Source organism: Pseudomonas sp. 10B238 (genome assembly GCF_000970615.1).
Lineage (GTDB): Bacteria > Pseudomonadota > Gammaproteobacteria > Pseudomonadales > Pseudomonadaceae > Stutzerimonas.
This window is the reverse complement of record NZ_KQ033928.1, coordinates 507,908-528,986: the sequence shown is the minus strand read 5'-3', so window position 1 is coordinate 528,986 and position 21,079 is coordinate 507,908. Positions and strand designations below refer to the sequence as shown.

Sequence of the window (21,079 nt, the reverse complement as noted above, 5' to 3'; positions counted from 1 at the left end):
CCGCCATGGCGCATTTCATGATTGACCGCAAAACGCCGGAACAGAAGGCTTACAGGCGAATTGGCACGGATGCTGCGATAGGGCTCTACGTCCCCAAGGACCAACCCCACAGTTGCGCATGGACAGCCAAGGAGCCGCCCACAATGAAACGCCGTCCCCTACTGAAGTCCACCCTCGCCGCCAGTGCCCTGATGCTCAGCGGTCTGTTCCCGTTTACCCTGCAGGCGGCCGAGACCATCAAGGTCGGCATCCTGCATTCGCTGTCCGGCACCATGGCCATTTCGGAAACATCTCTGAAAGACATGGCGCTGATGACCATCGACGAGATCAACGCCAAGGGCGGCGTGCTCGGCAAGCAGCTCGAGCCGGTGGTAGTCGACCCTGCGTCCAACTGGCCGCTGTTCGCTGAAAAAGCCCGTCAACTGCTTACCCAGGACAAGGTCGCGGTGACCTTCGGCTGCTGGACCTCTGTGTCGCGTAAATCCGTACTGCCAGTCTTCGAAGAGCTCGACGGCCTGCTGTTCTACCCGGTTCAGTACGAAGGTGAAGAGCTGTCGCCGAACGTCTTCTACACCGGCGCCGCGCCAAACCAGCAGGCCATCCCGGCCGTTGAATACCTGATGAGCGAAGACGGCGGCAGCGCCGAGCGCTTCTTCCTGCTGGGCACCGACTACGTCTACCCGCGCACCACCAACAAGATCCTGCGCGCCTTCCTGATCAGCAAGGGCGTGCCGGAATCCAGCATCGAAGAGGTCTACACCCCCTTCGGTCACAGCGATTACCAAACCATCGTCGCCAACATCAAGAAGTTCTCCGCCGGCGGCAAGACGGCGGTGGTCTCGACCATCAACGGCGACTCCAACGTGCCGTTCTACAAGGAGCTGGCCAACCAGGGCCTGGAAGCCACTGACGTTCCGGTCGTCGCCTTCTCGGTCGGTGAAGAAGAGCTGCGCGGTATCGACACAAAACCGCTGGTCGGTCACCTGGCCGCCTGGAACTACTTCCAGTCGGTGGAGAACCCTGTGAACGACAAGTTCGTCAGCCAATGGAAGGCGTACGCCAAAGAAAAAGGCCTGCCCGGCGCTGACAAGGCCGTGACCAACGACCCGATGGAAGCCACCTACGTCGGCATCCACATGTGGGCGCAGGCGGTCGAAAAAGCGGGAACTACCGACGTCAAACCGGTGGTGCAGGCACTCGCCGGCCAGACCTTCAAAGCACCGAGCGGCTACACCCTGACCATGGACGAGAAGAACCACCACCTGCACAAACCGGTGATGATCGGCGAGGTGCAGGATGACGGGCAATTCTCGGTGGTCTGGGAAACCGAAAGCCCGGTCCGCGCACAGCCGTGGAGCCCGTACATTCCCGGTAACGACAAGAAGCCGGACTACGCGGTGAAGTCGAACTAAGCGCTGTGGTCGTTGCGGTGGATGGATGAAGCGCCATCCACCTGACGAGCTCCGCCGTATGGCCCTGGATTTGTAGGGTGGGCTTCAGCCCACCATCAGCCCTCGGTGGGCTGAAGCCCACCCTACGCCGGCCCACCTTTCGGCGCTGTGACGGCGTATGGATGACGCCTTTTTCATCTACCTGCCGACCATCGCAAGCTCCACCAAGAGAGCACGCGGGTCCCTGGGAACGTAAATATGAACACTGCCCTGTACCGATTTCTCCTGCTGCTCCTGCTCGCCCTGCCCTACGCAGCCCAGGCCGGAGACGCAGCCGATTACGCCAAAGCCAGCCCGGCCAAACAGGCCAAGCTGTTGGAAAGCTGGGCCATTGCCCCCGCTCCGGAGCGGCTGCCACTGATAGAAGCGCTACGCGCCAGCCGCGTGGTGATCGACAAGAACAAGACCCCTTTCACTGAGGAAAACGGTGCCTACCGCGCCCTCGAAGGCGACGCCGAACCCGTCGGCACGCCTAAGAAACTGCGCCTGAACAACCGCCTGCGCGGCTTGCTCAATAGAGCATTAGCCAGCCACCAGCTGTTCTCCGATGACCCGGCCGAACGCCTTGCGGCGGCCAAACGCCTGCAACGCAGCGGACAACCGGAGCAGCTGCCACTCCTGCAGCAGCGCCTCGAAGCCGAAGATGACCCGGCCGTGCGCGAAGCCCTGACACTGACCCTGGCGAACCTGCAATTGAGTGCCGAAGACCCGGCTGTGCGCCTGGCTGCAGTGCGCCTGCTCGGCGAAACCGGCGCACCGCTGGCGCGCGTGCGGCTGGAAAATCTGCTGGCCGATGAAGCGGAAACCGACGCCACCGTGCGCAAGGCGGCAGAGACCAGCCTCGCTCAGGTCAAACGCAAGCTCCTGATCGGCGAACTGCTAGGTCAGGCCTTCAGCGGTCTGTCGCTGGGCTCGATCCTGCTGCTCGCCGCGCTTGGTCTGGCGATCACCTTCGGCCTGCTCGGGGTGATCAACATGGCCCACGGCGAAATGCTGATGCTCGGCGCCTACACCACCTACATGGTGCAGGTACTGATGGCCCGCCTCATGCCGGACGCCTTGGCGTTCTATCCGCTGGTGGCGCTGCCGGTCGCCTTCTTTGTCACCGCCGCCATTGGCATGGCGCTGGAGCGCACCGTCATCCGCCATCTTTACGGCCGCCCACTGGAAACCCTATTGGCCACCTGGGGCATCAGCCTGATCCTGATCCAACTGGTGCGGGTGCTGTTCGGCGCGCAGAACGTCGAGGTCGCCAACCCCGGCTGGCTGTCCGGCGGACTGCAGGTGCTGCCGAACCTGGTGCTGCCCTACAACCGCATGGTGATCATCGGCTTCGCGCTGTTCGTGGTGCTGCTGACCTGGTTGCTGCTGAACAAGACCCGCCTGGGCCTGAACGTGCGTGCCGTGACGCAGAACCGCAACATGGCCGCCTGCTGCGGCGTGCCCACCGGGCGCATCGACATGATGGCCTTCGGGTTGGGCTCCGGCATCGCCGGGCTCGGTGGTGTGGCGCTGAGCCAGATCGGTAACGTCGGCCCGGACCTCGGCCAGGGCTACATCATTGATTCGTTCCTCGTCGTGGTGCTCGGCGGCGTCGGACAGCTGGCTGGCAGCATCTTTGCCGCCTTCGGCCTCGGTATCGCCAACAAGATCCTCGAACCACAGATCGGCGCCGTGCTGGGCAAGATCCTCATCCTCGCGCTGATCATCCTGTTCATCCAGAAACGTCCGCAGGGGTTGTTTGCGCTGAAAGGGAGGGTGATCGATTGAAGACCTATTTCCCCTCCCTCGCCGGAACGATGAGGGAAGCCCAGTCCATGCTCGCGATCAATGTGCTAGCCAGCAACCCCGCAGGATCGCCAGCAAGCTGGCTCCTACAGGTCAGCCTACGAATCGGCATTCCCGTCATCAACTTACGGCAGGAGTGCTACTTATGAACCAGCAACTCACCCTCACCGCCGCGCAGAAAGCCGGACCGAAGCTCACTGCCGTCGCACTCGGCATCGTGCTCGTCGTCCTTCTGGCCATGCCGCTGCTGCACCTTCTACCGTCGGACAATGCCTTCCATGTCTCGGCCTACACCCTGACGTTGGTCGGTAAGATCCTCTGCTACGCCATCGTCGCACTGGCGCTGGACCTGGTCTGGGGTTACGCGGGGCTGCTGTCGCTCGGCCACGGCCTGTTCTTCGCCCTCGGCGGTTACGCCATGGGCATGTACCTGATGCGCGAAAGCGCTGGCGACGGGCTGCCCGCGTTCATGAGCTTTCTCGCCTGGACCGAGCTGCCCTGGTACTGGTACGGCACCTCCAGCTTCCTCTGGGCGATGTGCTTGGTAGTGTTGGCGCCGGGCCTGCTGGCCTTCGTCTTCGGCTTCTTCGCCTTCCGTTCGCGGATCAAGGGTGTGTATTTCTCGATCATGACCCAGGCGCTGACATTCGCCGGCATGCTGCTGTTCTTCCGCAACGAAACCGGCTTCGGCGGCAACAACGGGTTTACCGGCTTCACCCGTATCCTCGGCTTCGACATCACCGCACCGGGCACCCGCGCCGCGCTCTTCCTGGCCACTGTGGCGCTTCTGGCCGGCAGCCTGCTGCTGGGTTGGAAACTAGCGCGCAGCAAGTTCGGTCGCGTACTCACCGCGCTGCGCGATGCGGAAAACCGCCTGATGTTCTGCGGCTACGATCCACGCGGCTACAAGCTGTTCATCTGGACGCTGTCCGCCGTGCTCTGCGGCCTGGCCGGCGCGCTCTACGTGCCGCAGGTGGGCATCATCAACCCCAGCGAAATGGCACCGACGCAATCCATCGAAGCCGCCGTCTGGGTCGCCCTGGGCGGGCGCGGCACGTTGATCGGGCCGCTGCTGGGCGCTGGCATCGTCAACGGCATGAAGAGCTGGTTCACCGTGGCCTTCCCGGAGTACTGGCTGTTCGCCTTGGGCGCGCTGTTCATTGTCGTCACCCTGTACCTGCCGAAAGGCGTCATCGGATTGCTGCGCCGGAGGGGCGAAGGATGAAAACCGCACCCGTACCCGAACTGATCGACCCGGTGGACGCCAGCGGCAGCGGCCGCGATGCCATCGGCCTCGGTCGCGTGAAAGGCGCCGGCCTGGATGCCCGCCACGGCACCATCCTCAGCCTTGAAGACATCAACGTCAGCTTCGATGGGTTCAAGGCGCTGACCAATCTCAGCCTCTACATCGGCGTCGGTGAATTGCGCTGCATCATCGGCCCCAACGGCGCCGGCAAGACCACCATGATGGACGTCATCACCGGCAAGACTCGCCCGGACAGCGGCACGGCCTTCTTCGGCGACACCCTCGACCTGACGCGCATGAGTGAAGTCGAGATCGCCCAGTCCGGCATCGGCCGCAAGTTCCAGAAACCCACGGTGTTCGAGGCATTGAGCGTGTTCGAGAACCTGGAGCTGGCGCAGAAGACCGACAAGTCGGTGTGGGCCAGCCTGAAAGCCAAGCTCAACGGCGAGCAGCGCGACCGCATCGACGAAGTGCTGGGCACCATTCGCCTGGAGACGTCACGCAATCGCCCGGCTGGGCTGCTGTCCCACGGCCAGAAGCAGTTTCTCGAAATCGGCATGCTGCTGATGCAGGACCCGCAGCTGCTTTTGCTCGACGAGCCGGTCGCCGGCATGACCGACGCCGAAACCGAGTTCACCGCTGAACTGTTCAAGAGCTTGGCGCGCAAGCATTCGCTGATGGTGGTCGAGCACGACATGGGCTTCGTCGACACCATCGCCGACCACGTCACCGTGCTGCATCAAGGCCAGGTGCTGGCCGAGGGCTCGCTACAGAACGTGCAGAACGATGAGCGGGTGATCGAGGTTTATCTCGGGCGGTGATTGATTCGGAGGGTGGATGGCGCCCTTCTCATCCACCCTGGCATCCCATGGTGGATGGGTGAAGCGTCATCCACCCTACGCCCGCCGAACGTCCACGCCCGCATCAACGCAAACCTAATCGTAGGGTGGATAACGCCAGAGGCTTATCCACCAAAGTGAAGGAGTCGCACATGCTGCAAGTCCAGCAACTGCATCAGTACTACGGCGGCAGCCATATCCTGCGTGGCCTGTCTTTTGACGCGCAGATCGGCGAAGTCACCTGCCTGCTCGGGCGCAACGGCGTCGGTAAGACCACACTGCTCAAATGCCTGATGGGCCTGATTCCGGCCAAGGAAGGGGCGGTGAACTGGGAAGGCAAGCCGATCACCAGCTTCAAGCCGCACCAGCGCGTGCACGCCGGGATTGCCTACGTGCCGCAGGGCCGGGAAATTTTCGGGCGCCTGACGGTTGAGGAAAACCTGCTGATGGGGCTTTCCCGTTTCAGCGCGAAGGAGGCCAAGGGAGTCCCCGAGTTCATCTACGAGCTGTTCCCTGTCCTGAAAGAGATGAAGCACCGCCGCGGCGGTGATCTCTCCGGTGGTCAGCAGCAACAACTGGCCATCGGCCGCGCACTGGCAAGCAAGCCACGCCTGCTGATCCTCGACGAGCCCACCGAAGGCATCCAGCCCTCGGTGATCAAGGAGATCGGTGTGGTGATCAAGAAACTCGCCGCCCGCGGTGACATGGCGATTCTGCTGGTGGAACAGTTCTACGACTTCGCCGCCGAGCTGGCCGACCAGTATCTGGTGATGAGCCGCGGCGAAATCATCCAGCAGGGCCGTGGCGAGACGATGGAAGCCGAGGGTGTACGCGGCCTGGTCGCAATCTGAAAGCTCGCCCTGGTGGCGAGCCTTTTTGACCCGTCCATGGCTGATGGGCGCCGCGTTCGGTCTGGCGTCGCACCCTTTGCAAACATACTCCCTGCTGATCAAGCGGCTAGCACTACGCCCGGACGGCCGCGAGGTCGGACTCGTCTGCCCCTTTAGCCTAGCCACTCCGTTAACCACCTGACTCGCCTGTGGTGGGCAACTGGCTGCTGCTCTTGGCGGTCTGAGGCAGTAAGCTCCCTGGGTCGGCCGCGTACGGCCTGCCTACCCGAACAGACAAGAGGTCCTGCATGAACAACGTGGTTTTCATCACGGGTGCGACATCCGGCTTCGGCCGAGCCACTGCCCGCCGCTTTGCCGAGGCCGGCTGGTCGCTGGTCCTGACCGGACGCCGCCATGAGCGGCTCGAAGCGCTGAAGGAAGAGCTGTCGGCCAAGGTCCCGGTGCACATCGCCACGCTCGACGTACGCGACGCCGAGGCGGTGAAGCAGGTGATTGCCAAGCTTCCCGACGGATTTCGCCAGGTCAAATCGCTGGTCAACAATGCGGGCCTGGCGCTCGCCCCGGAGCCCGCGCAGAAAGTTGATCTGAACGATTGGCACACCATGATCGACACCAACGTGACCGGCCTGGTCAACGTTACTCATGCGCTACTGCCGCGTCTGATCGAGACGGGCAAGGGCGCGAGCATCATCAGCATCGGCTCGGTCGCCGGCCACTGGCCCTACCCGGGCGGCCACGTTTACGGTGCTACCAAGGCGTTCGTTGAGCAGTTCAGCTACAACCTGCGCTGCGACCTGCTGGGCACCGGCGTACGGGTCACCGATATCGCTCCCGGCATGGCCGAGACCGAGTTCACGCTGGTCCGCACCAAGGGCAATCAGGAGGCTTCGGACAATCTCTACCGCGGCACTACCCCGCTGACCGCCGAGGACATTGCCGAGCAGATCTTCTACGTCGCGACTCTGCCCGACCACATCAACATCAACCGACTCGAAGTCATGCCTACCCGACAGGCCTGGTCGCCGTTCAATATTGATCGGGACCAGTAAAGACGGCGCAGAGGGATGCGTGAGTTTCGCCTCTACGCTAAGTGCCTCATAACGGCGAACGTATGCGTCCTACCCTTCGGTGATGCTTCCGTTACCGACGACTGTATGGGGCACCTCGACGATAGAAAAGCTGTGCCGGGCGGTGCTTGCAGCTGAGCCAGCTTCGCTTGAAAGCGAGAGAGATGTCAGAGGGGACCGGAGCAAGACGGTCTCCCTGCAGGGCATGAAGAAGATCGAGAGCGACTGCAGAAGCCTGTCACCGAAACGGCCCAGAAGGGCCGTTTGGCTGTGGAGGATTACTCGATTTCCTTGCGCACGATCTTGCCGTCTTCCACCACCGCCATGGTGGTCGGGGTGATGAAGCCGCCCTTGTCGGTGATGCCCTGTATCGAATAGAGGTTGTACTTGGGGTCGAGCGCGCTGATCGCCTCGGCCATCTTCGCCCGCACCTGTTGCGGATCGGTACTGCCCGCTAGCTCCATAGCCTTGGCCAACGTATGAAAGGCCAGGTAGTTGTAGGCCGCTTCGGAGCCCGGCACCTTGCCGTGGGCCTGCTTGTAACGCTCGACAAACGCCTTGGCCGCCTCGCCCTCGTATTCGGACAGCGGCACTACGCCGATAGCGCCTTCCAGCAGATCCAGACCGCCCGTGACCGCGGCGATTTCATCCAGCTTGGCCTGATCCATGACGATGAAACCGCCCTGGAAGCCAAGCTGCCGCGCCTGCTGCATGACTAACCCGGTGGGTTCCGAGGCGCCGCCGACGAACATCACGTCCGGGTTCGAGGCGATCACGCGACTGACGCCGGTATAGAAGTCGGTCGACTTGTTGTAGTCCATGGGATTGCTTTCGACGATCTCGCCGCCCTTCTCTTCCCAGGCCTTGGTCATCATGTCAGTCCAGATCTTGGCGTACTCGTGGGTCGCGCCGGCGATGCCGAGCTTTTTGCCATGATGCTTGAGCGCATAGTCGGAAAAGGCATCGACGTAGCCGGTGAACTCTGGCGGAATGCGTACGGTGAGCGGATTGCCCTGCTCAGTCACCGAGGGCACGCTGGTGTACGCCATGATCAAGAAGTCGTCGCCGACGTTGAAATCCTGCAGCGCGAACACGCCGCCGGTATGCGGAACGAACACAGCGGCGGCGTTGGATTCTTTCACCAGGCGCTTGGCGTTGGTGGCGGCCTGGCTCGGTGAGTACTTGTCGTCCAGGCTGATGAGATTGACCTTGTAGGTCTCATCGCCGATTTTCAGGCCGCCGGCCTTGTTGGCGTCATCGACCGCCATGCGCAGGCCGGACAGGGTGTTCTCGCCGTAGAGCGCGGCGCCTCCGCTGAGCGGGCCGGTGAAACCGATATTGAGCGTTTGCTCGGCATATACGCCGCTGGCCTGGGCCGCGGTCAGGGTGGCAATCGCCATTCCAAGCGCTTTGAGCGTTTTCATTGTTATCTCCTGGGTCATGACTCTTCAGGCGCCGATATAGGCCTTGCGCACGGCTTCGTTACCCAGCATGGCCTGCTGGTCACCTTCCATCACCAGGCTGCCGCCCTCGATGACATAGGCGCGGTGAGCGATTTTCAATGCCGCAAAGGCGTTCTGTTCGGCCAGCAGCACGCTGGTGCCGGATTTGTTGATGCGTGAGATCACGTCGAACATTTGGTTAACCACCAGCGGCGCCAACCCCAGCGAGGGTTCGTCGAGCATCAGCAACCGTGGGCGGCTCATCAACGCACGACCGATCGCCACCATCTGCTGCTGGCCACCACTCAGTGAGCCGGCCGGCTGGTTGCGCTTGTCGTGCAGGATGGGAAACAGATCGAGCACTTCCTGCAGGTTGCGCTTGTTGCCATCACCGTCGCGGCGATGCAGATAGGCGCCGAGGGCGAGGTTCTGCGCAACCGACATCTGCGGGAACAGCTTGCGCCCTTCCGGGCAGTGCACCACGCCAGCGGCAACCAGGCCGGACGGCTTGAGCCCGTCGATGCGCTTACCCTCCAGCGTAATGCTGCCTGCGGTTGGCTTGAGCAGCCCGCTGATGGTGTTGAACAAGGTGGTCTTGCCGGCACCGTTGGCGCCGAGCAGCACCACCAGTTCGCCGGCGCCGACGGTCATGGAAACCTGCGTGAGCGCCTTGAAACTGCCGTAGCAGACGTCGACCTGATCAAGCTGCAGCATCGTAGTCACTCCCCAGGTAGGCCTCGATGACAGCCGGGTTTGCCTTGATCTCGGCGGGTGTGCCCTCGGCGATCTTCTCGCCGTAGTTGAGCACCATGATCTTGTCGGCCAGGCCCATGATCATGTCCATCTTGTGTTCAATCAGGCACACGGTCAGACCATGCTCGGGCATCTTGCGGATCAACTCGGCAAGACCTTCGGTTTCCTCGGGGTTGACGCCTGCCGCCGGCTCGTCGAGCAGCACCAGCTTCGGTTCCGTGGCCAGTGCCAGGGCGAAGGCCACGCGCTTGCGCTCCTCCTGTGAGATATCCAGCACCACACGATTTTCCAGATGCGCCAGGCCGACGAAATCCAGCGCGGCGCGGGCCTTCTCGCGGCACTCGCGTTCTTCCTGCTGCAGGCGCTTGGAGTTGATCAGCACGTCCCACAGGCCGGATCGGGTCCGCAAGCGATGGCCAACGATCAAGTTGTCCAACACCGTGGCCTGCTCGAACAGGTGCGTGGTCTGGAACGTCCGCCCGACGCCGAGCCGGGCCACGCGGTCGCAACGCATCCGCGAAACGTCGTGGCCGTCGATCAGAATGCGCCCGGAGGTCGGCTTGTGCACGCCGGAAATCAGGTTGAAGAAGGTACTCTTGCCGGCACCGTTGGGCCCGATGATGGCGTTGATCTTGCGCGCTTCGAACTCGACGCTGACGTCGTGTACCGCTGCCAGCCCGCCGAACATCTTGGTCAGATTCTCGACCTTAAGCATTGCTGTTCACCTCTTTGCCTGGGGTGACCTTGGTAGCCGCGCGTGGGTCCTTGGCCCGCGCTGCTGCGGTGTCCTTGCGCAGCTTCCAGCCGAGGAAGGTGCCGATGACGCCGCGGGGCATGAAGATCACCAGCACCACGATCAGCGGGCCGAAGATGATCATCCGGTAGTCCTCGAGGAACTGCAGCGACTGGGTGATCCAAACCACGCCGAGGGTACCGGCCAGCGGCCCGAACAGCGTGCCGAAGCCGCCCACCAGCAGGTAGGTGATCATGTCGAAGGTGTGGTTGGGGTTGGCTTCCTCCGGCCCGATGAAGCGGATCATCGAGGCGTAAAGCCCACCGGCGATACCGGCGTAGGTAGTCGAAAGGACGAAGGCCAGCAGCTTGTTGCGCATCAGGTCGATGCCCAGCGACTGGGCCAGCGCATCGCCGTTGCGAATGGCCATGAAGGTACGCCCCAGCAGCGAGGACGCCAGGCGACCGGCGAACCAGATCGCCAGGATCAGAAACAGCAGCGCGAGGTAATAGAAGGGCACCGTCTGGCTGAAATCCACCAGTCCGAAGCCATCCGGCGCCGCGATGCCGCGAATGCCGATGGCGCCGTGGGTCAGCTCCTCCCATTTATCGATCAGCAGATAAATGATGAAGCCGACGCAAAGCGTGAAGATGGCAAAGAAGTGCTCCTTCAGGCGCAGCGAGACAATACCTACCAGCGCACCGACGGCGGCCGAAACCAACGCGGCCGCCACGAAGGCGGGCCAGAAATTCCAGCCATGGTCGGCGGTGAGAATCGCCAGGGTGTAGGCGCCGATGGCGAAGAAGCCGCCGTGTGCCAGGTTCAGCTGACCGCAGTAGCCGGTGATGATATTCAGACCGTAGACCGCAATCGCCCAAATGAAGGCGCTGGCCATCACGTAGACCTGATACTCGCTCTTGGCGAACAGCGGGAAGGCCAGGGCCAATGCCAGCAGCACCAGCTTGGCGCCGCGGCCGGTCAGTAAGGACGCGAAACGATGCATCAGTGAGCCCCCTTGGCGAACAGCCCGGTCGGGCGGAAGGACAGGATCACCACCAGCAGCGAGAAGGCGATGATGTCCTTGTAATCCGAGGACAGGTAGAAGCCGCCGAAGCTCTCGGCGAAGCCAAGGATCATGGCACCGATGATCGCCCCCGGAATGCTGCCCATGCCGCCGAGCACGATGATCACGAAGGCCTTCATGATCACCAGATGCCCCATCGCTGGGTACACCAGGTTGATCGGTGCGTAGAGCGTTGCGGCGAAGGCGGCGAGCATGCCGGAGATGGCGAACGTCAGCATCGCCACGCGGTTGGAGTCGATGCCCACAAGGAACGCGCCTTCGCGGCTCTGGGCCATGGCGATGATGGTCGAGCCGAGCATCGTCTTGCGCAGGAACAGGTGCAGCGCCAGCATTAGGGTGAAGGCACCGACGATGATCAGCAGACGCTGCTCGGGGATGATCAGCCCATCGAAGTTGAGGATGCCGCCATAGGGCGAGGCCATGCGGCGGAAGTCCGAGCCCCAGAGCATCTGCACCACCGCTTCGAGGAACAGCAGGATGCCAATCGCCGCAATCTTGTCGTGGATCGGCGGCGCGTTGCGCAGCGGGTGAAACACCAACCGCTCGGACAGCACCGCCAGCACGGCCACCACCACACCGGACGCCAGCATGGCGATCCAGTAGTGCAGCCCGATGTCGGTCATGAAGTAGTAGGACGCGAAGGCGCCGACCATGTACAGCGCGCCGTGGGCGAAGTTGGGAATGTGCAGGATGCCGTAAACGAGCGTCAGGCCAAGGGCGACCAGACCGTAGATGCTGCCCAGGGTCAAGCCGTTGAGCACTTGCTGGAACAATAGATTCAATGCGGCGTCTCCGTGGATCTTGTTGTTATGTGTGCCACCGAGCGACTGCCGATTCCTCCCGGTCAAGCCGGTCGAACATGCCACCGCCGCCGGGCAAGTCGGACTCTTCGCCTGACTGACATTGGCACTCGCTCGCACCCTCGTCAAACGAGCAGCTCGGAAGAGATAAAGGCCCATAAAGCAGCGTGATGCTGGCAACAAGCTATTTCAGTGACTGCCCGATCGCTCAGATCAAGCTTCAACGAATCGCCGCTCGATCAAGCCGAGCACGTCGCAACAAGGCCTCACTGAAGCGCACCAAAGTGGATCACGCCCCACGCAAAACCTTTCGCACGCACCATTGGAGGGCAACAAAAGCCAACAACCTCACCATCGACCGGCTCATTTACTTGCCCACCAGGCTAGCAAGCGCCGCAGCGCACCGCGGTGGCGCGAGAGGCACGACTATTGCTCGGCTGGTTCAACCACTTGCTGATCTCACGGTTCATGACTGCTCTGACTCCGCTGTTCACGCCCCACTGGAACGCCGAACTCGAACTGGGATATGCCCGCGTCGACGATGGGACACGCCCGGTATTACGCCGTCACAGCGGCCCATTGAGGGTTCAGAAGCATCTCTATCCCGAGGGTCCGGAGGTTTGTCAGCACATCATCGTGCACCCGCCGGGCGGGATTGCCGGCGGTGATCGTTTGGACATCAGTGCCGCGGTCGGCAGCGGCGCCTGGGCCCAGCTGACCAGCCCCGGCGCGGCGAAGTGGTATCGCGCAGGCGGCCCGGCTTTTCAGAACGTGCACTTGCGCGTCGAGGCCGGCGCGACGCTGGAGTGGCTGCCACAAGAAACCATCGTCTATTGCGCAGCGCAGGCCGAGCTGAGCACATCGATCGAATTAGAAGGCGATGCGCGGCTGTTCTACTGGGACATCATCGCGCTCGGCCGACCGGCCAGCGGCGAGCGCTTCGACGCGGGCCATTTCCAGGCACAGCTGAACATCAGCCGCGACGGCGAACTGCTTTGGCACGAGCGCCAGCGTGTAACAGGCAACGACGGGCTACTGGACTCGCCGATCGGTCTCGACGGCCACCCCGTATTCGCCACCATGATTGTCAGTGGCGAGATCAGTGCCGAGCTGCTGGAGCGCTGCCGTGCGCTTCCGAACCGGGTGCGGGGCGATCTGACACACTTGCCAGGCATGCTCGTCGGGCGTTGCCTGGCTGGCGAGGCGTTGCATGCACGGGCCTGGCTGATCGACCTGTGGCGGTTGTTGCGACCTGAGCTGCTCGATCGCGAGGCGGTGCCACCGAGGATCTGGAGTACATGAACTGCGGTGGGTAAGGCTCCGCCGTTATCCACCCTACGCCGGCCAGCGCCAGATGCATGGCCGCCCGAAATTCGCTGTGTGGTTGCCACCACCAGCCGGTGGATGCGAAAAGCGATATCCACCGCCACGATTGGAGCCGTTATGGATTTGTCGCCGAGAGAAAAAGACAAGATGTTGATTTTCACCGCAGGGCTGGTGGCTGAGCGTCGCCTCGCCCGCGGTGTAAAGCTCAACTACCCGGAAGCCATGGCCTTCATATCCGCCGCGCTGCTCGAAGGTGCCCGCGATGGCCAGACGGTCGCCGAGCTGATGCACTACGGCACCACACTGCTGGCTCGTGATCAGGTCATGGAAGGCGTGCCGGAAATGATCCCGGAGATCCAGGTCGAAGCCACCTTCCCGGACGGCACCAAGCTGGTCACCGTGCATCAACCAATCGCTTGAAACACGGGTCAATGTCTACTACGGCCATGGCCGCAACGATGATGACCCCGAAACGCTTGGAAGGAATTGAACGTGCAGATACGTGACGCCCTGGACGCCGACCTCGGAGGCATCCTAGAAATCTACAACGACGCGGTACAGAACAGCACGGCGATCTGGAACGACCAGCCGGTCGACCTCGACAACCGCCGCGCCTGGCTGGCCGAGCGCCACGAACAAGGCTATCCCGTGCTGGTCGCGATCGACGAGGACGGACAGGTCGCGGGCTACGCCTCGTTCGGCCCGTGGCGCCCCCACGACGGCTTTCGTCATACCGTCGAAAATTCAGTGTATGTCAGCCCTGACCACCGCGGCAGCGGCATCGGCCGCAGCCTGATGCAGACCCTTATCGAGCGCGCCCGGCAGCTTGGTAAGCACGTAATGGTCGCGGCAATCGAAAGCGAGAACCGCGCATCGGTCCATATGCACCAACAACTCGGATTCACCCATGCAGCCCAGATGCGCCAGGTGGGCTGCAAGTTCGATCGCTGGCTGGATCTGACTTTGATGCAGCTGGTACTGACACCGGAGAGGAAGCTGCCATGACTGCTCCGCTCGACCAGGTTGTCGGTCATCGAAACGATGCGATCAACATCGTCTCGGTGGATGCCGGTGAATTCGCCTCGTACCGCGACGGCCTGGTCGAGTTGCTGCTTGATGCGGTCAGACGGGGAGCTTCTGTCGGTTTCCTTGATGATCTGGAGGCAGGACAGGCGCACGACTACTTTGACGGGGTCGAGCAGGCGCTCCACACCCGTCAGTCTCTCCTGTGGGTGGCAACCGAGGGCCAAAGCATCGTCGGAAGCGTCCAGCTTGCACTTTGTCTCAAACCCAACGGACTCAATCGCGCCGAGGTCAACAAACTACTGGTCCATCAGGCTGCTCGCCGGCGCGGCATCGGCGCGCGTTTGATGCACGCGCTTGAGCATCAAGCGGTACGCACGCAACGCGGTTTGCTGTACCTCGATACAGAAGCGGGCAGTCCCGCTGAAGCCTTTTACCAACGGCTCGGGTATCAACGTGCCGGAGAAATCCCCGACTACGCCGCACGGCCTGACGGCACCTATCACCCCACCGTTCTCTATTACAAACGTCTCTCCATGAGGTCTTCATGATTCCCGGCGAATACCAGATCCAGGACGGCGACATCGAGCTCAACGTCGGCCGCCGCACCCTGACCCTCTGTGTGGCCAACAGCGGCGACCGTCCGATCCAGGTCGGCTCGCACTACCACTTCTTCGAAACCAACGATGCGCTCGCCTTCGACCGAGCCGCAGCGCGTGGCATGCGGCTGAACATTCCGGCCGGCACCGCCGTGCGCTTCGAGCCAGGCCAGAGCCGCGACGTGGAACTGGTCGATTTGGCCGGGGACCGCCGGGTGTTCGGCTTTGCCGGACGGGTGATGGGCGCACTCTGACGCAGCGTTATTTCGTTGGGTGGATGGCCACCCCCGTGGAAAACGCCGAAGGCTTTTCCACCACCCAGATTGCTGGTGGACAAGCTTCGCGTTGCCCACCCTACGGACAGGATGAGATTCAATGAAGATTTCCCGCCAAGCCTACGCTGACATGTTCGGCCCCACCGTCGGCGACAAGGTGCGCCTGGCCGACACCGAGTTGTGGATCGAGGTCGAGAAAGACTTCACCACCTATGGCGAGGAAGTGAAATTCGGCGGCGGCAAGGTGATCCGTGACGGTATGGGCCAGGGTCAGCTGCGCGCCGCCGACGTGGTCGACACCCTGATTACCAACGCGCTGATCCTCGATCACTGGGGCATCGTCAAGGCGGACGTGGGCCTGAAGGACGGGCGCATCGCCGCCATCGGCAAGGCCGGCAATCCGGACATCCAGCCGGACGTGACCATTGCCATTGGCGCCGCGACCGAAGTCATCGCCGGTGAAGGGATGATCCTCACCGCCGGCGGCATCGACTCGCACATCCACTTCATCTGCCCGCAGCAGATCGAAGAAGCCTTGATGAGCGGCGTCACCACCATGATTGGTGGGGGCACCGGGCCGGCCACCGGTACCAACGCCACCACCGTGACACCCGGCCCCTGGCACATGGCGATGATGCTCAAGGCCGCCGATGCCTTTCCGATGAACATCGGCTTCACCGGCAAGGGCAACGCCTCGCTGCCCGAACCCTTGATCGAGCAGGTCAAGGCCGGCGCCATCGGCCTCAAGCTCCACGAAGACTGGGGCACCACCCCGGCGGCCATCGACAACTGCCTGAACGTCGCCGACCAGTACGACGTGCAGGTGGCGATCCACACCGACACCCTCAACGAGTCCGGTTTCGTCGAGACGACCCTCGGCGCCTTCAAGGGCCGCACCATCCACACCTACCACACCGAGGGTGCCGGTGGCGGCCATGCGCCGGACATCATCAAGGCCTGCAGCCTGCCCAACGTGTTACCCAGCTCCACCAACCCCACGCGACCGTTCACCCGCAACACCATCGACGAGCATCTAGACATGCTCATGGTCTGCCACCACCTCAACCCAAGCATTGCCGAGGACGTGGCGTTTGCCGAGAGCCGTATCCGCCGCGAGACCATCGCCGCCGAAGACATCCTCCACGACCTCGGTGCCTTCTCGATGATCAGCTCCGACAGCCAGGCCATGGGCCGCGTCGGCGAAGTGATCACCCGCACCTGGCAGACCGCCGACAAGATGAAAAAGCAGCGCGGTGCCCTGCCGGGTGACGGCGCGGGCAACGACAACTTCCGCGCCAAGCGCTACATCGCCAAGTACACCATCAACCCGGCGATCACCCATGGCGTCAGCCACGAGGTGGGCTCGATCGAAGTGGGCAAGTGGGCCGATCTGGTGCTCTGGCGCCCGGCGTTCTTTGGCGTGAAGCCGACGCTGATCCTCAAAGGCGGCGCCATCGCCGCGAGCCTGATGGGTGATGCCAACGCCTCGATCCCGACACCGCAACCGGTGCACTACCGGCCGATGTTCGCCAGTTACGGTGGCTCGCTGCATGCGTCGAGCTTTACCTTCATCAGCCAGGCGGCGTTCGACGCTGGCGTGCCCGAGCAGCTGGGATTGAAGAAGAAGATCGGCGTGGTAAAGGGCTGCCGCTCGGTGCAGAAGAAGGACCTGATCCACAACGACTACACGCCGGACATCCAGGTCGACCCGCAGAACTACCAGGTGCGCGCGGACGGGCAATTGCTCTGGTGCGAGCCGGCGGACGTGCTGCCCATGGCGCAGCGCTACTTCCTGTTCTGATCAGGTAGCTAGGCGGAAATCTTGAGTAGTGAGGGGCGGCAGCGAAGAGCAGCAGTCCGGGCTGCCCCCGCCACACCACTCCGTAGGAGCCAGGGGGACGCCCAGTCCTTGCTGGCGTTCCATGTTCTGTTGTTGCGAAGCCGCGCCAGCACCTGATCGCGAGCAAGCTCGCTCCTACGAAAAGCGCTGTGCTCGGTTCGCGATGATCGCCGCGGCATCTGTAGGAGCCAGGGGGACGCCCAGTCCTTGCTGGCGACTAAGTTCAGTTGATACGAAGCCGCGCCAGCACCTGATCGCGAGCAAGCTCGCTCCTACGAAAAGCGCCGTGCTTGGTTCGCAATGATCGCCGCGGCATCTGTAGGAGCCAGGGGGACGCCCAGTCCTTGCTGGCGATCCATGTTCTGTTGTTGCGAAGCCGCGCTAGCATTGATCGCGAGCAAGCTCGCTCCTACAGGGGCGACAACGGTGTCCGTTGACGCTCAGAGCTACTGGTTGATGGTGCCGTAGACATTCGCACCCGCTCATGCAGCTAAGAATTGCCCCCGACTGCACGCTTAGCGTGCGTCATCGAACGCCGTGCTTCAGGAATGAGCAAAGGATTAACCGAATCGCTCAGCATCACACCATTCTTTGTATACAAAAAAATCTAACGATAACTCCCGCCGTGTCTAACCTTTGTTGAGGCGTAGACCAGATTGACCATCGGTCGACCCTTAAATTCTCGCGATCCTGCCATACGCGGAACAAGAACTGCATACAAAAAGCGAACAATAATCTGCACAGAGCGCCCACCTATGAATCACGACGATTTCCGGATCAAGCAAATAGACCCCACTCTGTACAACGAGGACCTCGCCCCGCTCGCCCCCGCCAAACGCAAGTGGGGGTGGTTCGAGATCTTCAACGTCTGGTCGAACGATATCCAGAGCCTGTTCGGCTACACCCTCGCCGCGACGCTGTTCATCAGTTACGGCCTGAACGGTTGGGCCGTGCTTGCCGGGATCGTGCTGGCGGGTTTCATCGTCATGGGGCTGGTGCAGCTGACCGGCAAACCCAGCGTCAAATACGGCATCCCCTTCCCGGTCATGGCGCGCGCCAGCATGGGCGTACGCGGCGCTAACTTTCCGGCTGTGGTGCGCGGGATCGTGGCGATCTTCTGGTACGGGGTGCAGACCTATTTCGCCTCGACCGCGGTGGCGCTGCTGATCCGCACTCTGGCGGGGCCAGGCTCGGAAGCCACGCTGCTGGGGCTGACCGCCATCGACTGGATCGCTTATGTGATCGTCTGCGTCTTCCAGGTTGCGCTGTTCATTAGAGGCGTGGACTGGGTGACGCGCTTTCTGAACTGGGCTGGGCCGCTGGTCTATCTGGTGATGATCGCGATGATGATCGCCATCTGCTACAAGGCGGGCCCCAGCCTTGCTGGCGCGCTGGGTACGATCTTCAGGGGCACTGGCAGCTACGCTGGTGGTCCCATCGCCGCCTTCGCCGCCGTGGTCGGCACCATGGTGGCCTACTTCGCGGCCGTGGTGATCAATTACGGCGACTTTGCCCGCTTCGTGAAGAGCGAGCGACAGATGCGCATCGGCAATTTTCTCGGTTTGCCGGTGAGTCTGGCGATCTTTTCGCTGATTGCGCTGGTGATCACCGCCGGTACCGTTGTGGTGTTCGGCGAGACGCTGACCAACCCGACCGACATCGTTGCGCGCATCGACAACGTCGGCCTCACGCTGATTGCTGCGATCACCTTCTTCGCCGCCACGGTGGGCATCAACCTGGTCGCCAACTTCATCCCGCCAGCCTACGACATCGCCAATCTGGNACCGCCGCTATCGCGTTTTTCATCGGTGCGTTGTGGGTATCGTTCATCAGTGCGGTGGGCATTGCCGCCTTCGTCGACACGCTGGGCGCCGTGCTGGCACCGCTATACGGCATCATCGTCGCCGACTATTACTTGGTTCGTCGGCAGCGGCTGGACGTACAACAACTGTTCAGCGCGAAACCCGGCTCGACCTACTACTTCAACGCCGGCTGGAACCGTAAAGCGGTCATCGCGTTTGGCGTGAGCTCGATCTTTTCCGTTGCGTCGGTCTGGACGCCGGGGCTGGAAAGCCTGTCGGGCTTCGCCTGGTTGTTGGGCGCCTTGTTTGGCGCCGTGGTGCATTACCTGCTGATGCGCAAACAAATCGTTCCGGCCGTTGCAACCCCTCCCCTGACGACCCAAGCGTAATGCCCTGGGCGGGTCGGGTCGGCAGATAGTCGGCTCGATTCCGCTCTTCGAAACGGTGCGTGATAAAGTGCGCGGCCATCATCACGCGCCGCCATGACATTGCATGAACCGATCGATAACCGACGACATTTCGGCGATCAGCCGTATCAACGCCGTGCCGGCGATCCTCCGGGTGATCTCCGAGACCACCGGGTTACGGTTCGCCGCCGTGGCGCGAGTTACCGAAGATTCCTGGACAGCGTGCGCCGTGCTCGACCGGACCAACTTCGGTCTGCAGGTCGGCGGCGAGCTGGACGTGACCACCACGTTGTGCCACGAAATCCGCGCATCTCACGAAACCATCATCATCAGCAAGGTGAGTGAGGACGGGCGTTACTGCAACCATCACACGCCCAAGATGTATGGCTTCGAGAGCTACATCTCGACCCCTGTGTTTCGCACCGATGGCAGTTTTTTCGGCACCGTCTGCGCACTCGATCCGCTGCCTGCGAATCTGTCAGAAATGCCGATCCTGCCGATGATGGAATCTTTCGCCAAGCTGCTGGCCATTCAGCTGGAGGCGGAAGAGCAGTTCGAAGCCACCGAGGCAGCCCTGCTCGATGCGCAGCAGACGGCAGAACTGCGGGAGCAATTCATCGCCCTGCTCGGGCATGACCTTCGCAATCCGCTCTCCTCGATTCTGTCCGGCGCGCAGCTGCTGATGAGGCGCACGAAGGACGCCTCGATCACCGGCATTGCCGAGCACATGCTCACTGCGACCCGTCGCGCATCACGCCTGGTTGACGATGTACTGGACTTCGCCCGCGGCCGGCTGGGCAATGGAATTCCGCTGCAGAACCGCGAGTGCAAGGACCTTCACGTCACCCTGACGCATATCGTTTCGGAGATGCAGAGCGCCAATCCGCAACGCGCAATCGAAGCCGACATCGCTCCGCTCGACGGGGTCCGCTGCGATGCGGATCGCGTCGCGCAGTTGCTGTCCAATCTGCTCGCCAATGCGCTGGTGCATGGGTCAACGGATGGCCGGGTACAGGTCCGCGCGGTGATCGAAAAAGGATGGCTGTTGCTGTCGGTGAACAACCAGGGCGAGCCGATTCCACCGGAACGGCTGGATCATCTGTTTCAGCCTTACTGGCGCGAGCCCTCAAGCAGCCAGTCCGGCCTCGGTCTGGGGCTCTACATCGCCAATGAAATTGCGCGCTCGCATGGCGGCAGCATGCGCGCAGAGTCAACAGCCGAAGCGGGCACGACCTTCGTTTTCAGCATGCCCACCGAAGCGCGTGCGCTCTAGGCGTGCTCAGCCTTCATGACGTCGTAAGCGCCCAGGTACGCACCGGCTAGCTGACTCTTTTGCTGATCGCTGAGGATCTTGCCGGCCATCTGGAAGAACTTGTGCTCTTCTTCCTGAAGATGGTGATGAACCTTGTCCGACAGTTTGCGTGCCTGCACAAGCCAGCTCGGACTGCTGGGATCGGTTTCTTCCAGCGCCTCGACCATCTCATCCATTTCATGGTGTTCGGCGATCGCATGACGGGACAGGTCGACCCCGCTGTCATCACGCATCAGAGGGATATAGAAATGGCGCTCTTCGGCCACCGAATGCACCCAGAGTTCGTGCTTGAGTTCAGCAAAAATCGCTTGCCGCTCGGCGCTGTCACCGCGGGTCTGTACCAACTTTTCAGACAGATCACGCTGGATATCGTGGCTTTGGCGCAACGCTTCGAAAATCATCATGGGTATATTCCTCTTCCGTGAACCTGTGGGGACGCGA

19 protein-coding genes and 2 pseudogenes are annotated in these 21,079 nt (G+C 62.2%); 15 read left to right on the top strand and 6 right to left on the bottom strand.

Going from position 1 to position 21,079, the window contains the following annotated elements:
- Positions 1 to 143: 143 nt before the first annotated feature.
- The 6 genes from urtA (at position 144) to RT21_RS04630 (ending at position 7,224) form a co-directional block, all read left to right on the top strand.
- The gene (gene urtA / locus RT21_RS04655; protein WP_046161809.1) at positions 144 to 1,412 is read left to right on the top strand and encodes an urea ABC transporter substrate-binding protein; all 1,269 of its coding nucleotides are present in this window, start codon (positions 144 to 146) and stop codon (positions 1,410 to 1,412) included.
- 237 nt (positions 1,413 to 1,649) lie between these two features.
- Complete coding sequence (gene urtB / locus RT21_RS04650; RefSeq protein ID WP_046161808.1) at positions 1,650 to 3,221, top strand: urea ABC transporter permease subunit UrtB; 1,572 nt, start codon at positions 1,650 to 1,652, stop codon at positions 3,219 to 3,221.
- A 163-nt stretch (positions 3,222 to 3,384) separates the two neighbouring features.
- Positions 3,385 to 4,464 (top strand): urea ABC transporter permease subunit UrtC, encoded by a 1,080-nt coding sequence (gene urtC, locus RT21_RS04645; RefSeq protein WP_046161807.1) that lies wholly within the window; start codon positions 3,385 to 3,387, stop codon positions 4,462 to 4,464.
- Positions 4,461 to 5,306, top strand: a complete 846-nt coding sequence (gene urtD, locus RT21_RS04640; protein WP_046161806.1) for an urea ABC transporter ATP-binding protein UrtD — start codon at positions 4,461 to 4,463, stop codon at positions 5,304 to 5,306. The genes urtC and urtD overlap by 4 nt, the downstream gene beginning before the upstream one ends.
- A gap of 170 nt (positions 5,307 to 5,476) precedes the next feature.
- On the top strand, positions 5,477 to 6,175 hold the full coding sequence (gene urtE, locus RT21_RS04635) for an urea ABC transporter ATP-binding subunit UrtE (RefSeq protein WP_046161805.1): 699 nt from the start codon (positions 5,477 to 5,479) through the stop codon (positions 6,173 to 6,175).
- A 287-nt stretch (positions 6,176 to 6,462) separates the two neighbouring features.
- Positions 6,463 to 7,224: an SDR family oxidoreductase gene (locus tag RT21_RS04630; protein WP_046161804.1), complete on the top strand. Its 762-nt coding sequence runs from the start codon at positions 6,463 to 6,465 to the stop codon at positions 7,222 to 7,224.
- 296 nt (positions 7,225 to 7,520) lie between these two features.
- Here the strand turns inward: RT21_RS04630 and RT21_RS04625 are convergent, their stop codons facing one another.
- The 5 genes from RT21_RS04625 to RT21_RS04605 are packed head-to-tail and all read right to left on the bottom strand — an operon-like array spanning position 7,521 to position 12,036.
- Positions 7,521 to 8,666 carry an ABC transporter substrate-binding protein gene (locus RT21_RS04625; RefSeq protein WP_046161803.1) on the bottom strand — a complete coding sequence of 382 codons (1,146 nt, stop codon included), beginning with the start codon at positions 8,664 to 8,666 and terminating at the stop codon, positions 7,521 to 7,523.
- A 24-nt stretch (positions 8,667 to 8,690) separates the two neighbouring features.
- Positions 8,691 to 9,398, bottom strand: a complete 708-nt coding sequence (locus RT21_RS04620; protein ID WP_046161802.1) for an ABC transporter ATP-binding protein — start codon at positions 9,396 to 9,398, stop codon at positions 8,691 to 8,693.
- Complete coding sequence (locus tag RT21_RS04615) at positions 9,385 to 10,152, bottom strand: ABC transporter ATP-binding protein (RefSeq protein WP_045424165.1); 768 nt, start codon at positions 10,150 to 10,152, stop codon at positions 9,385 to 9,387. The genes RT21_RS04620 and RT21_RS04615 overlap by 14 nt, the downstream gene beginning before the upstream one ends.
- Positions 10,145 to 11,173 (bottom strand): branched-chain amino acid ABC transporter permease, encoded by a 1,029-nt coding sequence (locus RT21_RS04610; protein WP_046161801.1) that lies wholly within the window; start codon positions 11,171 to 11,173, stop codon positions 10,145 to 10,147. The genes RT21_RS04615 and RT21_RS04610 overlap by 8 nt, the downstream gene beginning before the upstream one ends.
- Positions 11,173 to 12,036, bottom strand: coding sequence for a branched-chain amino acid ABC transporter permease (locus tag RT21_RS04605; RefSeq protein WP_045424159.1), 864 nt, complete (start codon positions 12,034 to 12,036; stop codon positions 11,173 to 11,175). Before RT21_RS04605 ends, RT21_RS04610 begins: the two co-directional genes overlap by 1 nt.
- Before the next feature lie 486 nt (positions 12,037 to 12,522).
- Between RT21_RS04605 and RT21_RS04600 the strand changes: the two genes are divergently transcribed.
- From RT21_RS04600 to RT21_RS04565, 9 genes and pseudogenes are all read left to right on the top strand, one after another.
- Positions 12,523 to 13,356 carry an urease accessory protein UreD gene (locus tag RT21_RS04600; protein WP_046161847.1) on the top strand — a complete coding sequence of 278 codons (834 nt, stop codon included), beginning with the start codon at positions 12,523 to 12,525 and terminating at the stop codon, positions 13,354 to 13,356.
- A gap of 141 nt (positions 13,357 to 13,497) precedes the next feature.
- Positions 13,498 to 13,800 carry an urease subunit gamma gene (gene ureA / locus RT21_RS04595; RefSeq protein WP_045424154.1) on the top strand — a complete coding sequence of 101 codons (303 nt, stop codon included), beginning with the start codon at positions 13,498 to 13,500 and terminating at the stop codon, positions 13,798 to 13,800.
- A gap of 72 nt (positions 13,801 to 13,872) precedes the next feature.
- Positions 13,873 to 14,385, top strand: a complete 513-nt coding sequence (locus RT21_RS04590; protein WP_046161800.1) for a GNAT family N-acetyltransferase — start codon at positions 13,873 to 13,875, stop codon at positions 14,383 to 14,385.
- On the top strand, positions 14,382 to 14,954 hold the full coding sequence (locus RT21_RS04585) for a GNAT family N-acetyltransferase (protein WP_046161799.1): 573 nt from the start codon (positions 14,382 to 14,384) through the stop codon (positions 14,952 to 14,954). Before RT21_RS04590 ends, RT21_RS04585 begins: the two co-directional genes overlap by 4 nt.
- Positions 14,951 to 15,256 carry an urease subunit beta gene (locus RT21_RS04580; protein WP_046161798.1) on the top strand — a complete coding sequence of 102 codons (306 nt, stop codon included), beginning with the start codon at positions 14,951 to 14,953 and terminating at the stop codon, positions 15,254 to 15,256. The genes RT21_RS04585 and RT21_RS04580 overlap by 4 nt, the downstream gene beginning before the upstream one ends.
- A gap of 121 nt (positions 15,257 to 15,377) precedes the next feature.
- Positions 15,378 to 17,078 (top strand): urease subunit alpha, encoded by a 1,701-nt coding sequence (gene ureC / locus RT21_RS04575; protein WP_046161797.1) that lies wholly within the window; start codon positions 15,378 to 15,380, stop codon positions 17,076 to 17,078.
- Between the two features lie 794 nt (positions 17,079 to 17,872).
- Positions 17,873 to 18,899 (top strand): annotated as a pseudogene (locus tag RT21_RS04570) (cytosine permease); the annotation flags it as partial.
- Position 18,900: 1 nt separating this feature from the next.
- Positions 18,901 to 19,308: pseudogene (locus RT21_RS24040) on the top strand (cytosine permease); the annotation flags it as partial.
- 103 nt (positions 19,309 to 19,411) lie between these two features.
- Positions 19,412 to 20,599 carry a GAF domain-containing sensor histidine kinase gene (locus tag RT21_RS04565; RefSeq protein ID WP_046161796.1) on the top strand — a complete coding sequence of 396 codons (1,188 nt, stop codon included), beginning with the start codon at positions 19,412 to 19,414 and terminating at the stop codon, positions 20,597 to 20,599.
- On the opposite strand, the gene RT21_RS04560 is transcribed toward RT21_RS04565, so the two are convergent.
- The gene (locus tag RT21_RS04560) at positions 20,596 to 21,042 is read right to left on the bottom strand and encodes a hemerythrin domain-containing protein (protein ID WP_045424137.1); all 447 of its coding nucleotides are present in this window, start codon (positions 21,040 to 21,042) and stop codon (positions 20,596 to 20,598) included. The two genes, RT21_RS04565 and RT21_RS04560, sit on opposite strands and share 4 nt — an antisense overlap.
- Between the last annotated feature and the right edge of the window lie 37 nt (positions 21,043 to 21,079).

What these genes read in the sequence shown, in the direction of transcription:
- RT21_RS04625 (WP_046161803.1), bottom strand. Translation starts at nt 8,666, where the DNA reads ATGAAAACGCTCAAAGCGCTTGGAATGGCGATTGCCACCCTGACCGCG.
- RT21_RS04630 (WP_046161804.1), top strand. Translation starts at nt 6,463, where the DNA reads ATGAACAACGTGGTTTTCATCACGGGTGCGACATCCGGCTTCGGCCGA.
- RT21_RS04600 (WP_046161847.1), top strand. Translation starts at nt 12,523, where the DNA reads ATGACTGCTCTGACTCCGCTGTTCACGCCCCACTGGAACGCCGAACTC.
- urtC (WP_046161807.1), top strand. Translation starts at nt 3,385, where the DNA reads ATGAACCAGCAACTCACCCTCACCGCCGCGCAGAAAGCCGGACCGAAG.
- urtE (WP_046161805.1), top strand. Translation starts at nt 5,477, where the DNA reads ATGCTGCAAGTCCAGCAACTGCATCAGTACTACGGCGGCAGCCATATC.
- ureA (WP_045424154.1), top strand. Translation starts at nt 13,498, where the DNA reads ATGGATTTGTCGCCGAGAGAAAAAGACAAGATGTTGATTTTCACCGCA.
- RT21_RS04610 (WP_046161801.1), bottom strand. Translation starts at nt 11,173, where the DNA reads ATGCATCGTTTCGCGTCCTTACTGACCGGCCGCGGCGCCAAGCTGGTG.
- RT21_RS04585 (WP_046161799.1), top strand. Translation starts at nt 14,382, where the DNA reads ATGACTGCTCCGCTCGACCAGGTTGTCGGTCATCGAAACGATGCGATC.
- ureC (WP_046161797.1), top strand. Translation starts at nt 15,378, where the DNA reads ATGAAGATTTCCCGCCAAGCCTACGCTGACATGTTCGGCCCCACCGTC.
- RT21_RS04560 (WP_045424137.1), bottom strand. Translation starts at nt 21,042, where the DNA reads ATGATGATTTTCGAAGCGTTGCGCCAAAGCCACGATATCCAGCGTGAT.
- urtB (WP_046161808.1), top strand. Translation starts at nt 1,650, where the DNA reads ATGAACACTGCCCTGTACCGATTTCTCCTGCTGCTCCTGCTCGCCCTG.
- RT21_RS04580 (WP_046161798.1), top strand. Translation starts at nt 14,951, where the DNA reads ATGATTCCCGGCGAATACCAGATCCAGGACGGCGACATCGAGCTCAAC.
- urtA (WP_046161809.1), top strand. Translation starts at nt 144, where the DNA reads ATGAAACGCCGTCCCCTACTGAAGTCCACCCTCGCCGCCAGTGCCCTG.
- RT21_RS04565 (WP_046161796.1), top strand. Translation starts at nt 19,412, where the DNA reads ATGAACCGATCGATAACCGACGACATTTCGGCGATCAGCCGTATCAAC.
- RT21_RS04620 (WP_046161802.1), bottom strand. Translation starts at nt 9,398, where the DNA reads ATGCTGCAGCTTGATCAGGTCGACGTCTGCTACGGCAGTTTCAAGGCG.
- RT21_RS04615 (WP_045424165.1), bottom strand. Translation starts at nt 10,152, where the DNA reads ATGCTTAAGGTCGAGAATCTGACCAAGATGTTCGGCGGGCTGGCAGCG.
- urtD (WP_046161806.1), top strand. Translation starts at nt 4,461, where the DNA reads ATGAAAACCGCACCCGTACCCGAACTGATCGACCCGGTGGACGCCAGC.